The organism is Rubellimicrobium rubrum (assembly GCF_006152115.1).
Classification (GTDB): Bacteria; Pseudomonadota; Alphaproteobacteria; order Rhodobacterales; family Rhodobacteraceae; genus Rubellimicrobium; species Rubellimicrobium rubrum.
Genome location: NZ_VDFU01000002.1, coordinates 108,568 through 125,344 on the forward strand (window position 1 = coordinate 108,568; position 16,777 = coordinate 125,344).

Annotated in this window: 14 protein-coding genes; 5 read left to right on the top strand and 9 right to left on the bottom strand. The window is 69.1% G+C overall.

Translation table 11 applies throughout. The features are described from left to right. Window positions 1–9: 9 nt before the first annotated feature. The 3 genes from FHG66_RS02175 to FHG66_RS02185 are packed head-to-tail and all read right to left on the bottom strand — an operon-like array spanning window position 10 to window position 4,572. Window positions 10–3,009, bottom strand: a complete 3,000-nt coding sequence (locus tag FHG66_RS02175; RefSeq protein ID WP_139075054.1) for a sarcosine oxidase subunit alpha — start codon at window positions 3,007–3,009, stop codon at window positions 10–12. Further along, entirely contained in the window at window positions 3,006–3,308 is a 303-nt protein-coding gene (locus FHG66_RS02180; RefSeq protein WP_139075055.1) for a sarcosine oxidase subunit delta, read from the bottom strand. The genes FHG66_RS02175 and FHG66_RS02180 overlap by 4 nt, the downstream gene beginning before the upstream one ends. A 10-nt stretch (window positions 3,309–3,318) precedes the next feature. Continuing rightward, on the bottom strand, window positions 3,319–4,572 hold the full coding sequence (locus FHG66_RS02185) for a sarcosine oxidase subunit beta family protein (protein ID WP_139075056.1): 1,254 nt from the start codon (window positions 4,570–4,572) through the stop codon (window positions 3,319–3,321). A gap of 122 nt (window positions 4,573–4,694) precedes the next feature. Here FHG66_RS02185 and FHG66_RS02190 point away from each other — a divergent pair, with 122 nt between their 5' ends. Continuing rightward, a complete protein-coding gene (locus FHG66_RS02190; protein WP_139075057.1) occupies window positions 4,695–5,675 on the top strand; it encodes a GlxA family transcriptional regulator in 981 nt (326 codons plus the stop codon). A gap of 21 nt (window positions 5,676–5,696) precedes the next feature. Here FHG66_RS02190 and FHG66_RS02195 read toward each other — a convergent pair whose 3' ends face one another. Then, window positions 5,697–6,926 carry an aminopeptidase P family protein gene (locus FHG66_RS02195; RefSeq protein ID WP_139075058.1) on the bottom strand — a complete coding sequence of 410 codons (1,230 nt, stop codon included), beginning with the start codon at window positions 6,924–6,926 and terminating at the stop codon, window positions 5,697–5,699. Between the two features lie 140 nt (window positions 6,927–7,066). On the opposite strand from FHG66_RS02195, the gene FHG66_RS02200 reads away from it, so the two are divergent. The 4 genes from FHG66_RS02200 to FHG66_RS02215 all read left to right on the top strand — a co-directional run bounded on the left by FHG66_RS02200 (window position 7,067) and on the right by FHG66_RS02215 (window position 13,092). After that, window positions 7,067–7,969, top strand: coding sequence for a LysR substrate-binding domain-containing protein (locus FHG66_RS02200; protein ID WP_139075059.1), 903 nt, complete (start codon window positions 7,067–7,069; stop codon window positions 7,967–7,969). A gap of 102 nt (window positions 7,970–8,071) precedes the next feature. Further along, window positions 8,072–8,692, top strand: coding sequence for a trimeric intracellular cation channel family protein (locus tag FHG66_RS02205; protein WP_139075060.1), 621 nt, complete (start codon window positions 8,072–8,074; stop codon window positions 8,690–8,692). A gap of 176 nt (window positions 8,693–8,868) precedes the next feature. Further along, window positions 8,869–10,377 carry an MDR family MFS transporter gene (locus FHG66_RS02210; protein ID WP_139075061.1) on the top strand — a complete coding sequence of 503 codons (1,509 nt, stop codon included), beginning with the start codon at window positions 8,869–8,871 and terminating at the stop codon, window positions 10,375–10,377. Between the two features lie 63 nt (window positions 10,378–10,440). Beyond that, window positions 10,441–13,092, top strand: a complete 2,652-nt coding sequence (locus tag FHG66_RS02215) for a PAS domain-containing sensor histidine kinase (protein ID WP_176556091.1) — start codon at window positions 10,441–10,443, stop codon at window positions 13,090–13,092. A 59-nt stretch (window positions 13,093–13,151) separates the two neighbouring features. Here FHG66_RS02215 and FHG66_RS02220 read toward each other — a convergent pair whose 3' ends face one another. The 5 genes from FHG66_RS02220 to FHG66_RS02240 all read right to left on the bottom strand — a co-directional run bounded on the left by FHG66_RS02220 (window position 13,152) and on the right by FHG66_RS02240 (window position 16,776). Further along, complete coding sequence (locus tag FHG66_RS02220; RefSeq protein ID WP_139075063.1) at window positions 13,152–13,388, bottom strand: hypothetical protein; 237 nt, start codon at window positions 13,386–13,388, stop codon at window positions 13,152–13,154. A 50-nt stretch (window positions 13,389–13,438) separates the two neighbouring features. Continuing rightward, window positions 13,439–13,675, bottom strand: coding sequence for a hypothetical protein (locus FHG66_RS02225; RefSeq protein ID WP_139075064.1), 237 nt, complete (start codon window positions 13,673–13,675; stop codon window positions 13,439–13,441). Between the two features lie 330 nt (window positions 13,676–14,005). After that, window positions 14,006–14,989: an ABC transporter ATP-binding protein gene (locus tag FHG66_RS02230; RefSeq protein ID WP_139075065.1), complete on the bottom strand. Its 984-nt coding sequence runs from the start codon at window positions 14,987–14,989 to the stop codon at window positions 14,006–14,008. A gap of 3 nt (window positions 14,990–14,992) precedes the next feature. Beyond that, on the bottom strand, window positions 14,993–15,847 hold the full coding sequence (locus tag FHG66_RS02235; RefSeq protein ID WP_139075212.1) for a carbohydrate ABC transporter permease: 855 nt from the start codon (window positions 15,845–15,847) through the stop codon (window positions 14,993–14,995). A 5-nt stretch (window positions 15,848–15,852) separates the two neighbouring features. Then, window positions 15,853–16,776 (bottom strand): carbohydrate ABC transporter permease, encoded by a 924-nt coding sequence (locus tag FHG66_RS02240; protein ID WP_139075066.1) that lies wholly within the window; start codon window positions 16,774–16,776, stop codon window positions 15,853–15,855. Window position 16,777: the final 1 nt, after the last annotated feature.

The following is a 16,777-nucleotide window of genomic DNA, read 5'->3' on the forward strand; positions in this document are numbered from 1 at the left end:
GGGTGCCTCTCAGACCTTGAGCCTCAAGCCGTCGGGATCGACGAAGTTGGCGGCTGCGACGGTGGCTCGCAACGTGCGGCCCGGCATCGGGATGTGCAGCACCTCGCCCATCCGGTCGCGCCCGCCCTCGATCAGGGCCATGGCGATGGAGCGGCCCATCGCTTCGGACCAGTAGGAGGAGGTGACATGGCCGATCATCGTCATGGGCAGGGGCTGGTTCGGGTCCGCGACGATCTGCGCCCCTTCTTCCAGCACGACCTTGGGGTCCTCGGTCAGAAGGCCGACGAGCTGCTTGCGGCCCTTGGCCACGATGTCCGGCCGCTGCAGCGACCGCTTGCCCACGAAGTCCTTCTTCTGCTTGCCGATGGCCCAGTCGAGCCCCGCATCGCCCGGCGTCACGGTCCCGTCCGTGTCCTGCCCCACGAGGATGAAGCCCTTCTCGGCCCGCAGGATATGCATCGTCTCGGTGCCGTAGGCGGTGATCCCGTGCGGCTGGCCGGCGGCCCAGATCGCCTCCCACAGCGCGAGGCCGTGGCGGGCGGGGACGTTGACCTCGAAGCCCAGCTCTCCGGTGAAGGACACGCGGAACAGGCGCGCGGGGAACCCGGCCACCGTGCATTCCGCGACGGCCATGTGCGGGAAAGCGGCGTCCGACAGGTCCAACCCCTCGACCAGCGGCTCCAGCACCGTGCGGGCGTTCGGCCCCTGGAGCGCGACCACGGCCCATTGCTCGGTGGTGGAGGTGAGCCAGACATCCAGATCAGGCCATTCGGTCTGGAGGTAGTCCTCCATCATGTTCAAGACGCGCGCGGCGCCCCCGGTGGTGGTGGTGACGTGGAACTTGTCGTCGGCCAACCGCCCGATCACGCCGTCATCGCGGATGAACCCGTCCTCTCCCAACAGCAGGCCATAGCGGCAGCGGCCGGGCTGAAGCCTCGCCCAGGGGTTCGTGTACATCCGTTCGAGGAAAGCGGCGGCGTCCGGCCCCACCACCTCGATCTTGCCGAGCGTGGAGGCGTCGAACATGCCGACCTGGGTCCGCACCGCCCGGCATTCGCGGGCGACGGCGGCGTGCATGTCCTCGCCGAACTGCGGGAAGTACCAGGCCCGGCGCCAGAGAGCGACGGGCTCGAAGACCGCGCCCTGCGCCTCGGCCCAGGCGTCGATGGGCGTCCTGCGCGTGACCTCGAAGTGGCTGCCCTTGTGGTACCCCGCGAGCGCGCCGAATGTCGTGGGCGTATAGGGTGGGCGGAAGGTGGTGAGGCCCACCTGCGGTGCCTCCTTGCCCAGGGCGTCGGCCGCGATCATCAACCCGTTGATGTTGGACAGTTTGCCCTGGTCGGTAGCCATCCCGTTGGTGGTGTAGCGCTTGACGTGTTCGATCGACCGCATCCCTTCGCGCACGGCGAGGCGGATGTCCTTGGCGGTCACGTCGTTCTGGAAATCGATGAAGGCCTTGGCGAGGCCCGCGTTCCGGTCGGTCGGCAGTTCCTTGACCACCACGCCGTCACCGGTCCGGTCCGCCTCGACCGCGAAGGTGCCCACGCCCGCGACGCGGCCCATGGCCTTGGCGGCGGCGGCACCCGCCTTCGCCCCGTCGTCCAGCGCGGCGGCGATGCCCCAAAGGCCCCGGCCCGCCCCGGCGATCTCGCACTCCTCGGTCTTGCGGTCGGGCAGGAAGGCCCCTGCACCCGCATCCCAGGCCAGCGACCCTTTGGTGTGGGAGAAGAGGTGCAGCGACGGCGTCCAGCCCCCGCACATGAGGAGCGCGTCGCAGGCGATGGTGCGCCCCGCGCCCACACGGCCGCCGCGCACCGGGTTCACGCGGACGGAGGCCACACGCAACCGCCCGGTCGTGCCCGTGACCGTATGGCCCGTCAATACCTCGATCCCCAGAGCCTCGGCTTGCCCCGTCAGGACGCGGGACACCTCTGGCCTCACATCCACGACGGCCGCGACTGCCACACCCGCACGGGCGAGGTCGAAGGCCGCGTGCCAGGCGCTGTCATGGCTGGTGACCACGACGGCGCGGTGGCCGACCTTGACGCCGAAGCGGTGGAGGAAAGTCCGCGCCGCGCCCGCCAGCATCACCCCCGGCCGGTCGTTGCCGTCGAACACGAGCGGCTTTTCGATGGCCCCCTGCGCGAGCACCACCTGCCCGGCCCGGACGCGCCAGAGCCGTTCACGCGGCGCCCCCTCGGGAGGCGCGGCCATATGATCAGTGAGCTTCTGGCACAGACCCACCATGTTCTGGTGGTAGTAGCCGATGGCCGTCGTGCGGGTCATCAGCCGGACGTTGGGGAGCCCGCGTAGTTCCGCGAGGGCGGCGTCCAACCAGCCCCAGGCCCCCTGCCCGTCGATGCGGACACCGGGCTCGGACAGGAGGGTGCCGCCCATCTCGGCGTGCTCGTCCACCAGCACCGTCTGCGCGCCGGACCGGCCCGCCGACAGCGCGGCGGCAAGGCCCGCCGGGCCACTGCCTACGACCAAGACGTCGCAATGCAGGTGACGGCTCGCGTAATGGTCGGGGTCGGGCTCGGTCGGCGAGCGGCCCAGACCTGCAGCCCGCCGGATGAAGGGCTCGTAGACCTTGTCCCAGAAGGAGCGCGGCCACATGAACGTCTTGTAGTAAAATCCGGCCGGCAGGAAGCGCCCGAAGCGGTCGTTGATCGCGCCCACGTCGAAGTCGAGCCCCGGCCAGCGGTTCTGGCTTTCGACCGTCAGCCCGTCCCAGACCTCCTGCATGGTGGCGCGGGTGTTGGGCTCGGACCGGCCGGGCCCCCGCGAGGTGCCGACAAGGGCGTTGGGCTCCTCGGAGCCGGCGGAGACGATCCCGCGCGGGCGATGGTACTTGAAGCTGCGGCCCAGGAGGTGGATGCCGTTCGCGAGCAGCGCCGAGGCGACGGTATCTCCCTCGCGCCCCTCCACGGTCTTGCCGTCAAAGGTGAAGCGGACGGGTTTGGCGTGATCGACCCGGCCCGCGCCGGGGATGCGGAACGCCTGCGTCATTCGGCAGCCTCCTTAAGCGCGTCGAGGTTCGGGCGCGGCTCGCCCGCGCGGTAGGTCATCGCGAACTTGTCCGTCACCGTGTCGCGGATCGCGTTGAAGAACCGCCCGCAGCCGTTAATGTGCCGCCAGCGCTCGTAATGCGTGCCGCGCGGGTTCGACCGGACAAAGAGGAAGTCCCGCCACTCCTCGTCCGACAGCGCCATCGGGTCGGCGGGCCGCGCGACATGCGCCTCGCCCGCATAGGTGAATTCGGGTTCGGGCAGGGTTTCGTCGCAATAGGGGCAGTGGATCAGGAGCATCGGGGAGTCCTCAGTGCGCGACGGCGGCGGCGGCGGCTTCGTCGATCAGCCGGCCGGTGGTGAAGCGTTCCAGCGTGAAGGGCGCGTTGATCGGATGCGGCTCGTCCTTGGCGACGGTCCAAGCCAGCAGGTGCCCCGCCCCGGGCGTGGCCTTGAAGCCCCCGGTCCCCCAGCCGCAGTTCACGTAAAGCCCCTTGACCGGCATCTTGCCCAGGATGGGCGAGCGGTCGGGCGTCACGTCCACGATCCCGCCCCACTTCCGCAGCATCCGCATCCGCGAAAAGATCGGGAACACCTCGCAGATCGCCGCAACCGTGTGCTCGATCAGCGGCAGGCCGCCGCGCTGGGAGTAGCTGACGTACTGGTCGGTGCCCGAGCCGATCACCAGCTCGCCCTTGTCGGACTGGCTGATATAGGCGTGCACCGTGTTCGACATGACGACGCAGGGGAAGACGGGCTTGATCGGCTCCGACACCAGTGCCTGAAGGGGGTAGCTTTCCAGCGGCATCCGCAGCCCCGCCGACTGCATCACGACCGATGTGTTCCCCGCCGCCGACACCGCGACCTTCTTCGCCCGGATGAAGCCCTTGGCCGTGTCCACGCCCTGCACCGCACCATCAGGGCCCCGCCGGATCGCGATGACGGGGCAGTTCTGGATGATGTCCACGCCCCGCGCCGCCGCCGCCCGCGCATAGCCCCAGGCTACCGCGTCATGCCGCGCCGTCCCCGCCCGCATCTGGAGCGCCGCGCCCACGACGGGGTAGCGCGCGTCTCTGGAGATGTTCAGCGGCGGGCAGAAGACCTTGGCATCCTCCGGCGACAGCCAGCGGTTGTCCACGCCGTTCAACCGGTTCGAATGGATGTGGCGCTTGAAGCTTTGGACGTCGTGGACGTTGTGCGCCAGCATCATCACGCCGCGCTTCGAGTACATGACGTTGTAGTTCAGGTCCTGGCTCAGGTCCTCCCACAGGTCGAGCGCGTGGTCGTAAAGCCTGGCGCTTTCGTCATACAGGTAGTTCGACCGGATGATGGTGGTGTTGCGCCCCGTATTCCCGCCGCCCAGCCAGCCCTTGTCGATCACCGCGACGTTGGTGATGCCGTGCTCCTTGGCGAGGTAATAGGCCGCGCCCAGGCCATGGCCGCCCGCGCCGACGATGATCACGTCGTATTCGGCCTTGGGCTGCGCGTCGGGCCACTGCTCGCGCCAGTTCTTGTGGCCGGACAAGGCGTTCTTGAGAAGCGCGAAGGCGGAGTACTGGGTCATGGGGAAGCTTTCGGCCGTTGCGTACCGGATCGGACGATCATGACAGAAGCCATGCGCGACGCCTGTACGCTTGCGCCAAGCGCGTTGTATCCTTGCGACATCACCTCGTTCGGGAGCCCACTATGTCCCCCCCTGCCCCACGCCTGCGCATCGGCTTCATCCTGGCGCCGCGCTTCACGCTCTGCGCCTTTGCCAACTTCGTGGATGTGCTGCGGCTGGCGGCGGACGAAGGGGACCGCTCGCGCCCGATCCTGTGCCGCTGGCGTGTGCTGTCCCCCACGATGGACCCCGTGGAGTCGAGTTGCGGCATCCGCATCAACCCCGAGGACCGGCTCGGCGACACGACGCAGTTCGACTACATCGTCGTGGTGGGCGGGCTCGTGGACGAGATCGAGCGCCTGCACCCTGACCACACGGCCTTCCTGCGCCGCGCCGCCGAAGCGGGCGTGCCTCTGGTGGGCGTCTGCACCGGCACGTTCATCTTGCACCGGGCGGGCCTGATGAACGGCTACAAGGCCTGCGTGAGCTGGTTTCACCACGAGGACTTCCTCCACGAGTTCGACGGCCTCCTGCCCGTGTCGGACCAGATCTTCGTGGTGGACCGTGACCGGTTGTCCTGCTCGGGCGGGGCGTCGTCGGCTCACATCGCGGCGTTCCTGGTGGATCGCCACATCGGGCGGGCTGCTGCGCGCAAGAGCCTCGCCATCATGATCATCGACGAAGAACTGAGCGCGGAGCGGCCCCAGCCCGGTCTGCCGCTGGAACTGACCACCCAGGAACCCTTGGTGAGGCGCGCCCTTCTTGCCATGCAGCAATCGATGGAGGCTCCACCCAAGGTGGAGCAGCTGGCGCGACGCTTGGGCGTCAGCCGGCGCAAGCTGGAGCGGCACTTCGACCAGGCGCTCGGGGTAACCCCGCGTGAGGCGGACCGCCGCATCCGGCTTGCGCAGGTCAGGCACCTCCTGTCGCGGACCGACCGTTCGGTGAACCGGATCGCCGCCGAAACCGGCTTCTGCGACGCATCCCACCTGATCCGAACCTTCCGCGACGCCGAAGGCACTACCCCGGAGGCTTGGCGGACCGCGCAACACCAGGGTTCATGAGGATTTGTTCCTCGCAGCGCCTCAGGCCGCCTTGCGCTTGCGCGGCACGATCAGGTGCTCGGGCCCGTAGGGGAAGCCGGTGATGTTGCGGTTGCCGCCCTCGGTGATGACGAGGATGTCGTGCTCGCGGTAGCCGCCCGCCCCCGGCAGGTGGTTCGGAATGGTGATCATCGGCTCCATGGACACGACCATGCCGGGCTCCAGCACCGTGTCGCAGTCCTCGCGCAGTTCCAGCCCCGCCTCGCGGCCGTAGTAGTGGCACAGGACCCCGAAGGAATGGCCGTAGCCGAAGCTGCGGTACTGCAGCAGGTTCTCGGCCGCGTACATCTCGTTGAGTTCCTTGGCGATGTCCGAGCAGCGGTTGCCCGGAACCAGAAGCTCCTTGCCCCGGTCATGGACCCGGCAGTTCAGCTCCCAAAGCCGGATGTGCTCGTCCGAGGCTTCCTCGGCAAAGAGCGTCCGCTCCAGCGCCACGTAGTAGCCCGCGACCATGGGGAAGCAGTTCAGCGACAGGATGTCCCCGCGCTCGATCCGGCGGCTGGTGACCGGGTTGTGGGCGCCGTCGGTGTTGATGCCGGACTGGAACCAGGTCCAGGTGTCCAGAAGCTCCCCGTGCGGCCAGACCTTCGCAATCTCACGCACCATGGCGGCGGTCGAATGCAGCGCCACCTCGTGCTCGGGGACGCCCACGGCCACCGCCTCGACCACCGCCGCGCCGCCCAGGTCGGCGATGCGGGTCATCTTCTCGATATGCGCGATCTCCTCGGGCGACTTGATCATCCGCAGGCGCATCGCGGCCTGGGCGATGTCCACGATCTCCACATGGGGGAACTCGGAGCGCAGCAGGTTCAGCGTGTCGATGGTGACGTGGTCGAACTCGATGCCGAGCCGCTTCACGCCGGGGATGAGCTGGCGGACGGCATGGAAGTAGTTGTCCTTCTGCCAGTCCGTGTAGGTCAGGTTGCCGCCCCCAAAGGTGCGCCGCCAGGGCTGGCCGCCGTCGATGCCCGCGCTGACGGTCGTCAGCCGGTCATGGTCGATGACCAGCCCGTAGCGCCGGCCGAACTGGCAGTAGAGGAAATCCGAATAGTAGTTGATGTTGTGGTACGAGGTGAACAGCGCGGCGTCGATGCCCAGCTCGGCCATGCGGGTGCGGATCGCGTCCACCCGGCGCTGCATCTCGGGGGCCGAGAAGGTGGGCTGCACCCGCTGGCCGTTGTTCGTATAATCCTGAAGGCGTTCGCGTTCCATCGGTCACTCCCTGTCGTGGCGGGCCGCGCGGCTGGTGCGGCGTCGGGGGCAAGGTCGTGCCGGGACGGGCCGCTTGTCAAAAGACGGTTTCTCGTGCCACCGATGAGGAAATCTCAACCGGCCGCCGGTGGCCCGCCCTCATGTCCTTTCCCCCGCTGAACGCCCTCCGCGCCTTTGAGGCGATAGCCCGCCTGGGCTCGTTCCGGGCCGCCGCCGAAGCGCTTTGCGTGACCCAGTCCGCCGTCAGCCATCAGGTGCGCCACCTTGAGGATTGGCTGGGCGGTCCCTTGTTCGAAAGGGGCGGCAACCGCCCGCGCCTCCTCCCACACGGAGAGGACCTGGCCCGCGCGCTGTCGCTGTCCCTGTCCGAGATCGATGCCGCCTGCCAGCGGGCGCGCAGCCGCCGTGAAAGCCAGCCCCTGGTCATCGCGGCCATCCCGTCCATCGCCATCTGCTGGCTGATCCCTCGCCTGTCCGACTTCCGCGCGCGCCATCCGGAGGTGGAGATCCGGCTCGTCTACGCCCTGCATGGCCGCGATGTGGATTTCCGGGACGTGCACCTGGCTTTTGTGTTCGCCGCCAAGCCGCCCGAGCGCCTCGGCGTGCGGGCCGAGCCCTTCCTGCCCGGCATCAGCGTTCCGGTCTGCGCCCCTACCCTTCTCCACCGGCTGGGCAAGGACAGGCCGGAGCCCCTGGACCTGCTGGATCTGGGCCTGCTGCACGACACCGACGTCTCGGGCTGGCGCAGTTGGATGACCAGGGCCGGACAGGCCGGGGCGATCCCCACCGGCGGCCCGGTGTTCGAGGACTTCAACCTCCTCCGGGCCGCCGCGCTGGCCGGTCAGGGGGTCGCGCTTTGCCCCCTGGCGATGATCCGCCCGGACCTGGAGGCCGGGCGCCTCGTCCAGCTTTCGGATCGGACGGTGCTGGAGGACCTGGGCTACTGGCTCCTGTCCGGACCCGCCGCAGGAACCGTGGTCGCGCGCGAGGCCGAGGTGTTCCGGGACTGGGCCTTCGCGACCCGCGGCAGCGGTGAGAGCTGACCCTCGCCCCCTCGACATCGGGCCTGGAGGCGTGTCCAAGGGCGTCGGCCGGGCTGGACCCGGCAGCCCACAGGCGGGGCCCAACGGCGGAGACCGGCACGCATGATCACTCTCGGCACGCTGGTCGTCGCTCTCGACCTTCTGGGCACCTTCGTCTTCGGCCTGAGCGGCGGCACCGTCGCGGTCCGGCGGGGGCTCGACATCTTCGGGGTGCTGGTTCTGGCGGGGGCCGCGGCGCTCGCCGGTGGGGTCGTGAGGGACGTCCTGCTGGGCGCCACGCCCCCTGCCGCCTTGGACGACCGGCGCTACCTGCTCGTGGCCCTCGGCGCAGCGCTCACGGCGTTCCTGTTCCACCCGGTCGTGAACCGCCTGCTCAAGCCCGTGATGGTTCTCGATGCCCTGGGGCTCGGGCTATTCGCCGTCACCGGATGCCGCAAGGCGCTGGAGCATGGCCTCGACCCCCTCGCCAGCGTGCTCCTCGGCGTGCTGTCCGCCGTGGGTGGCGGGGCGCTGCGCGACCTTCTGGTGACCGAGGTGCCGCGCGTGCTGCGCGAGGAGATCTACGCCCTCGCGGCCCTGGTCGGCGCGGCGGTGGTCGTGGCGGGCCAGGGGCTCGGCTTGGCGGAAGGGCCGGTCCTGATCGCGGGGGTGGTGGCCGCGTCCGGGCTGCGCATCGTGAGCGTCCTGCGCAACTGGAGCGCCCCCCGCTCCCCCTGGTCGTGATCCCATCACAGGAGGACGCGCCAGGCCCTGCGTGGAACAGGTCCGCCGGACCCCCGCTGCCCGGCTTGGAACAGCGCTCCGCCCCCGGCCGTCGTCGCCCGTCCGTTGACGGCTGGTGGCGACTGGCCTAGCTCGCCCCCATGGGCTCTGACGCCCGCGCCACCCCCGGAGCCCCCATGTCCTCCCCGTCCCAGGCCGCCCCGTCCGAGGGGCAGCCAGCCACGAGCGTCCGGCTCGTCATCGTGTCGATCGGCCTGCTGCTGCTCCTGGCCGCCCTCGACCAGACCATCGTCTCGACGGCCCTGCCGACGATCGTGGCGGATCTGGGCGGACTGGACCACCTGAGCTGGGTGGTGACCGCCTATATCCTGTCCTCGACCGTGGTCGCGCCGATCTACGGCAAGCTCGGGGATCTGTATGGCCGCCGCAACACGGTGGTCGTGTCCGTGGGCCTGTTCCTGCTGGGCTCGGCGCTTTGCGGGATCGCCACCAGCATGACCTTCCTCATCTTCGCGCGGGCCTTGCAAGGGCTGGGCGGCGGAGGCCTGTTCGTGCTGGCACTGTCCGTGATCGGGGACGTCATCCCCCCGCGCGACCGTGGCAAGATCCAGGGCGTCTTCGCGGCGGTCTTTGGGGTGTCCTCGGTGATCGGCCCGCTGATGGGCGGCTGGTTCGTCGAGGCCTTCAGCTGGCACTGGATCTTCTTCATCAACATCCCGCTGGGCGGGCTGGCGGTGGCGGGCTTCCTCGCGTCGTTCAAGCCGGTGGCCCCGCGCGTCGGCCATGCCATCGACTGGTGGGGCGCCGCGACGCTGTCGCTATGCCTGGCCGCGCTCACGCTGGTCACGAGCCTCGGGGGGCGGAGCTACGGCTGGACCTCGCCCCAGATCCTGGGGCTGACGGCGGTCACGCTGGCCGCAGGGGCCGCCTTCATCGCCATCGAGCGCCGCACGCCCGAGCCCATCCTGCCCCTGGAACTGTTCCGACTGAACGTGTTCTGGGTGACCAGCGTCATCGGCTTCATCGCGGGCGCGGCCATGTTCGGGGCGATCACCTTCCTTCCCATCTACCTCCAGATCGCGCAGGGCGCCTCGCCCACCGAATCCGGGCTCATGCTGATCCCGATGACGGCGGGCATCCTGTTCGCCTCCACCCTGGCCGGACGGCACATGGGCCGGACCGGCCGCTATCGGCAGATTCCGGTCATCGGCACGGCCTTCATCGTCTTGGGGATGCTGCTGCTGTCGCGCATCCAGCCGGACACCTCGGTGCCGGTCTTCAGCCTGTCCCTGGCCTGCGTGGGGCTCGGCATGGGATGCATCTTCCCGGTGGTCACCACCGCCGTCCAGAACGCCGTCCCGCGCGAGATGCTGGGCACGGCCACGGCGGCGGGCCTCCTGTTCCGCCAGATCGGCGGCTCGCTGGCGGTGGCCGCCTTCGGGGCGCTGTTCGCCGCGCGGCTCGCGGCGGCCCTGGGCGGCTTCGAGCTCGGCTCGGGCGAGATCGGGCCCCAGATGATGGCAGGGCTCGCGCCGGAGATGCGGGGCGCGGTGGCCCTGGAAGTGGCCGACGCGCTGCGGCCGATCTTCTGGATCGCGGCAGGCCTGGGGGGCCTGGGCGTGCTCTTCTCGCTCATTCTCGAAGAAGTCCCGCTTGTCGGCCGGCAGGTGGCGACGGGCGAATAGATCTCGCAGCGCGGGGCCTGGTCCATGCTATGCTGCGATCAAGCCGTCAGCGGGATCGTGGTCATGAACCTCCCCACCGCCCTTTCGTTTTGGCCGCCGGGCAACAGCCACATGGCGGCCTTCATGCGGGCGGCCGACTGGTCAACGTCCCCGCTGGGCGCACCGGCCGGGTGGCCGCAATGCCTGCGGACGGCTGTCGGGATCATGCTGGAGTCCCCGGCTCCGGTGGCGATCTTCTGGGGGCCTGAGCGGGTCCTGCTTCATAACGATGCCTGCATTCCGTTCATCGGCGGCCAGCACTCTGCTGGCTTGGGCAGCCCCGCCGCCAAGGTCTGGCCGGGCGTCCATGACTCGGTCCTGAAGCCGATCCTCGACCGGGTCTTCGCCGGCGAGGCGGTGACGGTCGAAGATCACGACGTTCCGCTTCGCACGAACCAGGGTCGGGGAGAATGGCCGCGCGTCGTCGCGGCCTCGTTTTCGCCCATTCGGGATGAAACGGGCGTGGTCGCGGGCGTCTTCCACCTCCTGCCCCCCGCCACCCAAGGGCTGCGTCTCGATGTCGCCCAAGGCCCTCGCGATGCGGAAATGGAGTCCCTGACGCGTCTGGTCCCGGCCCTGCTGTGGCAGTCCGATCCATCCGGGGCCGCGATGAGGTTCCACCCGAGCTGGACCGCCTACACCGGCCAATCCCCCGATGCCGCGCGGGACGGCGGCTGGCTGGAGGCGATCCATCCCGAGGACCGGCCCGGCACGGCCCGCCTCTTCTCCGAGGCCCAGGCGCGGCAGGAGCCCCTCGAAACCGAGTTGCGCATCCGCGCCAGGGATGGACGCCACCGCTGGTTCCAGATGCGCCACGCTCCCCTGACCGAGCCGGGCCGTGGGGTCGTCCGATGGATCGGGGCCGCCCTCGACATCCACGAGCATCGCCTTGCCCGCGATGCCCTAGCCGCGAGCGAGGAGCGGTTCCGGGTTCTCGTCTCGTCGATCGAGGACGTGTTCTACGTGACCGACTTGGAGAAGGGCCGCCTCGAATACCTGAGCCCCTCCTACGAAACCGTGTGGGGCCGGCCCGTGGCCACGCTCCTGGTGGACCTGTCGGGCTTTCTCGACACGCTCCACCCCGAAGACCGCGCTGCGTTCCTGGCTGGAAAGGAACGGCAGCTCCGGGGCGAGGCCGTCTCGATCGAGTATCGCATCCGTCGGCCCGACGGGGCGGAGCGCTGGATCTTGGACCGCAGCTTTCCGGTGACAGGACGCAGGCCCTCCCTGGCGGCGGGCGTGGCCTCGGACGTCACCGACCGCAAGAGGTCCGAAAAGGCCCTGCGCGCCAGCGAGGAGCGTCTGTCCGGCATCTTCGCCTCCGCGACCGTGGGCCTGTCCGAGGTCGGGCTCGACGGAACCTTCCTGCAGGTGAATGACGAGCTGTGCCGCATCCTCGGCCGCCCGCGAGAGGAGGTGCTGCGCCTGAGCATTCCCGACGTCACCCACCCCGACGACATCGCGCCGAGCTTTGCCGCCGTGGCCAAGGCGCTCGAGGGGGAAGGCGGCGCCGATCTCGACAAGCGCTACCTGCGCCCCGATGGCAGCCTGGCCTGGGCCAACAGCCGGGTCACGCGCCTGCGCCACGGGTCCGGCCGGGCCGACTCGCTGCTCGTGGTCACGGTGGACCTGACCGGCCGTCGCGCCGCCGAGGCCGCCCTTCGCCACAGCGAGCACCGCTTCCGCCAGTTCGGCGAGGCTTCGACGGATCTTCTGTGGATCCGCGACGCCTCGACCCTGTCCTTCGAATACCTGAGCCCCGCTTTCGAGACGATCTTCGGCCTGCCGCGCGACCAGGTGCTCGGGGGCAACCATGTGCTGCGCTGGGCCGGGATGATCCTGCCCGAGGATCGGCCGCGGCTGCTCGACGACATCCGGCGGGTCCGGGCGGGCGACTCGGTCGCGCAAAGCTTCCGCATCCGGCGCGGGACGGACCGGGAGATCCGATGGATCCGGGGCACCGACTTCCCCCTGTTCGACGAACGGGGCCGGGTGGAGCGCGTCGCAGGGATCGCCCGCGACGTGACCGAGGAGGTCGAAACCCACGACCGTCTCCGCGTGCTGGTGTCCGAGCTTCAGCACCGGACGCGCAACCTCGTGGCCGTGATCCGGTCGGTGGCCGACAAGACCCTGGCCGGGGCGGGCTCGCTCGATGATTTCCGGGACCGCTTCCGCACGCGCCTCGACGCCATCGGGCGAGCCAACGCCCTTCTATCGAGGCTGGAGGAAGGCGACCGCGTCACCTTTGACCAGCTGATCCGGAGCGAGTTGGCCGCGCACGGGACACTGGACGGCGACGCCCACCCCGCACGGGTGGCGCTGAGCGGGCCTCCGGGCGTGCGCCTGCGATCCTCCACTGTCCAGACCTTTGCGCTGGCCTTGCACGAACTGGCCACCAACGCCCTCAAATACGGGGCGCTGTCACAGCCGGACGGGCGGCTCGCGGTCGGCTGGAGCATCGTGGACGGGCCTGGCGGGACGCCGCTGCTTCATGTGGACTGGCGCGAACGGTGCCGGCTCACCGAAAGGGAGCCGGATGAGTCCGAGCGTCGCGGCTATGGACGCGAACTGATCGAGAGGGCGCTTCCGTATCAGCTCAAGGCGCGCACGACCTACCAGATCGGCGCCGGGGGCGTGCATTGCACCATCACCCTGCCGATCTCCTCCACGTCCTAGCACCGGGCGGCTCGTCGCGCAGACTTGGGACCGGGGTCGTAATCTGTCGGCGTAGTCCGTCAGGGCTGCGGGGTGCCGTTGCGGGCCGCATCCGCCTCGCGCCGGCGGACCTCCGCATTGAACAGGAGCACCGTCGCCAAAGGCGAGCGCACCGGCTCGGACGCTCCGGGCTCCGGCTCTCCTTGCAGCAGGCGTTCGAGCCGTCCCAGATCGACCTGGAATCGCTTGGTATCGTAGCGCCGTCCGTATCGCTTCAGGTCGCGGACCAGCTCGGCCACCGACTCCTTGAGATCCATGTCCATGTCCCCTTGCCCTGGCCCACACGGTCCGGAGAGGCCCGTCCGTGTCATCCGTTCACGCCCGACACGACCCGCAGCCGGCCCGCCGAAGGCGGTGGCGCCGACGCCAGATCGATCCCCAGGCCCAGTAGGCCCAGAACCGAAAGGTCCTTGCGCTCCCGCTCGATCTCGTAGGCGACGGCCTTCAAGGCTTCCGCCAGACCCGGGAACCCTGTTCGGTCCGCAATCATCGCGTGCCGGACCGCCTGCCTGTACAGGTCGTCGAGCTCGTTCACCCTCGTCATTGTCTTGTTCTTCCTTTTTGGAAGTTGCCGCCGTGTGAACCATGTCGCAGGTCTTGGTTAACCGACGCTTAAAGCGCCACCGGCTCTTGCAGTTTCCCGCGCGCCGTGGCCGGGCCGGAGCCAAGAGTTTTCCGAGTCGATCCAAGCCGCCCCCGGAATCGCGACGGACAGGGACCATTTGGTCCGTACGCAGGCGGTCATGCTTTCTTAAGCGATCTTGATGACATGGCAGGACGTATGGCCACACGGTGGCGTCCGGGGCGGCGTCCGGGCTGGCGGGCAGGGCTGCGTCCGGGCCCGCGGGCGGCCATGGGGCCGGAACCTAGCGGCTCAGCCCCCGAAGCGGTGCTCGGCCCCGTCCTGCGGGGTGGCCCAGACCTGGGCTCCGGGCCCGAGCGTGGTGTCGCCGCCGGTGCGCGCCACGAGTTCGCCCAACTGCGGCACGTCGAGGTAGATGATCGCGTCCGCGCCCAGCCGCTCCACATGACGCACCCGGCCCTGCCACCGGCCACGGTCGGGCGACAGAAGCACGTGCTCGGGCCGGATGCCGTAAACCCCCGTTCCCATCGCACGGGCGGCGTCGCCGTTGAACAGGTTCATCCGGGGGCTGCCCAGGAAACCCGCGACAAAGGGCGTGTCCGGGCGGCGGTACAGCTCCATCGGCGTGCCCGCCTGCTCGATCCGCCCGCCGTTCAGCACGACGATCTGGTCGGCCATCGTCATCGCCTCGACCTGATCGTGGGTCACGTAGATCATGGTCGCGTCAAGCCGCCCGTGCAGATCCGCGATCTCCAGCCGCATCTCGGCGCGCAGGGACGCATCGAGGTTCGACAGCGGCTCGTCGAACAGGAAGACCTTGGGATCGCGCACGATGGCCCGCCCGATGGCTACGCGCTGCCGCTGCCCGCCCGACAGCGCCTTGGGCTTGCGGTCCAGCAGATGCGTCAGTTGCAGCGTGTCGGCAGCGGCGCGGACCTTGGCCTCGATCTCGGCCTTGGGCATCCGCGCGAGGCTCAGGCCGAAGCCGATGTTCTGCGCCACCGTCAGGTGCGGATAAAGCGCGTAGTTCTGGAACACCATCGCAATGCCGCGCGCGCTCGGCTCCGCGTCCGTCACGTCGCGCCCGCCGATGCGGATCTCGCCGTCCGTCACCTCTTCCAGCCCAGCGATCATGCGCAGCAGCGTGGATTTCCCGCAGCCCGAGGGGCCTACGAAGACGCAGAACTCGCCGGAGGCGACGGTCAGGTCGATGCCCTTGATGACCTCCAGGCCACCAAAGCTCTTGCTGACCCCACGAAGCTGCACCTCGGCCATGGCTTACCCTTTCACGGCGCCCGCGGTCATACCCGCGACGATCTGGCGATTGAAGAAGATGAACACGATCAGCGGCGGGATCGTCACCAGCAGCACGTTCATGAACAGCAGGTTCATCTGGGAGGAGAACTGGCTCTGAAAGTTGTAGAGCGTGAGCTGCACCGTCACGTTCTCCCGACCCGGCAGGTAGTAGAGCGGGTTGGTGAAGTCGTTGAAGATCGCGATGCTCTGCACGACGATCAGCGTCACCGTCACCGGCCGCAGCAAGGGCAGGATCACCCGGAAGAAGACCTGCAGGGGCTTGGCCCCGTCGATGATCGCAGCCTCGTCCAGCTCCTTAGGGATGGTGGCGATGAAGGCGCGGTAGAGCAGGACGGAGAAGGACAGCCCATAGGCCACCTGGATCAGGATCATCCCGTGGATGGTCTTGAACAGCCCCAGGCCCTGCAGCACCCAGATCGTCGGCACGACGGCGGGCGGGATCATCAGCCCCGCCAGGACCAGCGCCATGACAATGCCATTGAGCCGCGACCGTCGCCGCTGGAGCACGTAGCCCACCATCGCAGCCAGCACGATCAGCAGCGCCACCGCCCCCACGGTGATGACCGTGGAGTTGAAATAGGCCAGGAGCAGCATGTAGTTGCGCTCGGAGATCACGTCCCGGAAGTTCTGCCAGGCCTGCCATTCGCTGGGCCAGGCAAAGTTCAGGCGGCTGGCGTCCCGCCGGTTCTTCACGGCCTGGAGCGCGATGAACAGGAACGGCACCACGAAGACAACAAAGGCCACGGCCATGGCCAGCGCGCCCGTCACGATGGGGCGCCACTTGGTCGGGCGTCGGCGCGGGCGGCGGGCAGACATCGCGGTCACAGGTCCACCTCCCGCCGGTTGAACCACCAGGTCAGCGGCAGCACCACGAGCGCGATGATCCCGAACAGGATCACGTTCCCCGCCGTGGCGAGGCCATAGAAGCCCGCCTGGTACTGCTTGTAGATGACGGACGCGATCACGTCCGAGGAGAAGCCGGGCCCGCCCCCGGTCATGGCCCAGATCAGCTCGAAGTAGCGCAGGCCGCCGATCAGGCTCAGCGTGACCACCGTCACCGTGGCGGGCCGCACCAGCGGCACCGTTACCCGCCAGAACAGCTGCCACCGCGTCGCCCCGTCGATGCGCGCGGCCTCGTAGTAGTCGGCTGGGATCGACACGATCCCGGCCATGAAGATCACCGTGGCCAGACCGACGCCCTTCCACACATCCACCAGCGCGACCGAGACGAGCGCGAGCGACGGGTTGGTGATCCAGCCGGGCCCGTCGATGCCCACCGCCTCCAGGGCCACGTTGATGACGCCCTTGGTCGGATGCATCATCGCCTCGAAGGCGAAGCCCACGCCGATGGTGGACACCAGCACCGGAAAGAACACCAGCGTCCGCAGCGTCCCGCGAAACAGGATGTTCCCCGTCAGCAGCACCGCGAGCAGCAGCCCCAGCACCGTCTTCAGCCCGCTCGTCAGCGCCCCATAGATCAGCGTGTTGACGACGCCTTGGACGAGGAACGGCTCGCGGAAGAACTGGCGGAAGTTCTCAAAGCCGATGAACTCGGCCTCGAACAGGGTCCAGCGGGTCAGGCTGAACCACAGGCTCGCCACCGTGGGCAGCAGGAACAGCGCCCCGTAGATCACCGCCGCCGGCAGGAAGAACCATGTGGGATAGGGCGAGCGGCGGCGGGTTCGCCCAGGCGCCCGCCCCTGAAGACGGACGTCGGCGGAGGACAGACCGACGCCCGCCGCCATC

Excerpts from the sequence above, each read along its gene's own strand:
- FHG66_RS02175 (WP_139075054.1), bottom strand. The coding sequence starts at position 3,009 with ATGACGCAGGCGTTCCGCATCCCCGGCGCGGGCCGGGTCGATCACGCC.
- FHG66_RS02210 (WP_139075061.1), top strand. The coding sequence starts at position 8,869 with ATGTCCTCCCCGTCCCAGGCCGCCCCGTCCGAGGGGCAGCCAGCCACG.
- FHG66_RS02190 (WP_139075057.1), top strand. The coding sequence starts at position 4,695 with ATGTCCCCCCCTGCCCCACGCCTGCGCATCGGCTTCATCCTGGCGCCG.
- FHG66_RS02220 (WP_139075063.1), bottom strand. The coding sequence starts at position 13,388 with ATGGATCTCAAGGAGTCGGTGGCCGAGCTGGTCCGCGACCTGAAGCGA.
- FHG66_RS02225 (WP_139075064.1), bottom strand. The coding sequence starts at position 13,675 with ATGACGAGGGTGAACGAGCTCGACGACCTGTACAGGCAGGCGGTCCGG.
- FHG66_RS02240 (WP_139075066.1), bottom strand. The coding sequence starts at position 16,776 with ATGGCGGCGGGCGTCGGTCTGTCCTCCGCCGACGTCCGTCTTCAGGGG.
- FHG66_RS02185 (WP_139075056.1), bottom strand. The coding sequence starts at position 4,572 with ATGACCCAGTACTCCGCCTTCGCGCTTCTCAAGAACGCCTTGTCCGGC.
- FHG66_RS02195 (WP_139075058.1), bottom strand. The coding sequence starts at position 6,926 with ATGGAACGCGAACGCCTTCAGGATTATACGAACAACGGCCAGCGGGTG.
- FHG66_RS02235 (WP_139075212.1), bottom strand. The coding sequence starts at position 15,847 with ATGTCTGCCCGCCGCCCGCGCCGACGCCCGACCAAGTGGCGCCCCATC.
- FHG66_RS02230 (WP_139075065.1), bottom strand. The coding sequence starts at position 14,989 with ATGGCCGAGGTGCAGCTTCGTGGGGTCAGCAAGAGCTTTGGTGGCCTG.
- FHG66_RS02180 (WP_139075055.1), bottom strand. The coding sequence starts at position 3,308 with ATGCTCCTGATCCACTGCCCCTATTGCGACGAAACCCTGCCCGAACCC.
- FHG66_RS02215 (WP_176556091.1), top strand. The coding sequence starts at position 10,441 with ATGAACCTCCCCACCGCCCTTTCGTTTTGGCCGCCGGGCAACAGCCAC.
- FHG66_RS02200 (WP_139075059.1), top strand. The coding sequence starts at position 7,067 with ATGTCCTTTCCCCCGCTGAACGCCCTCCGCGCCTTTGAGGCGATAGCC.
- FHG66_RS02205 (WP_139075060.1), top strand. The coding sequence starts at position 8,072 with ATGATCACTCTCGGCACGCTGGTCGTCGCTCTCGACCTTCTGGGCACC.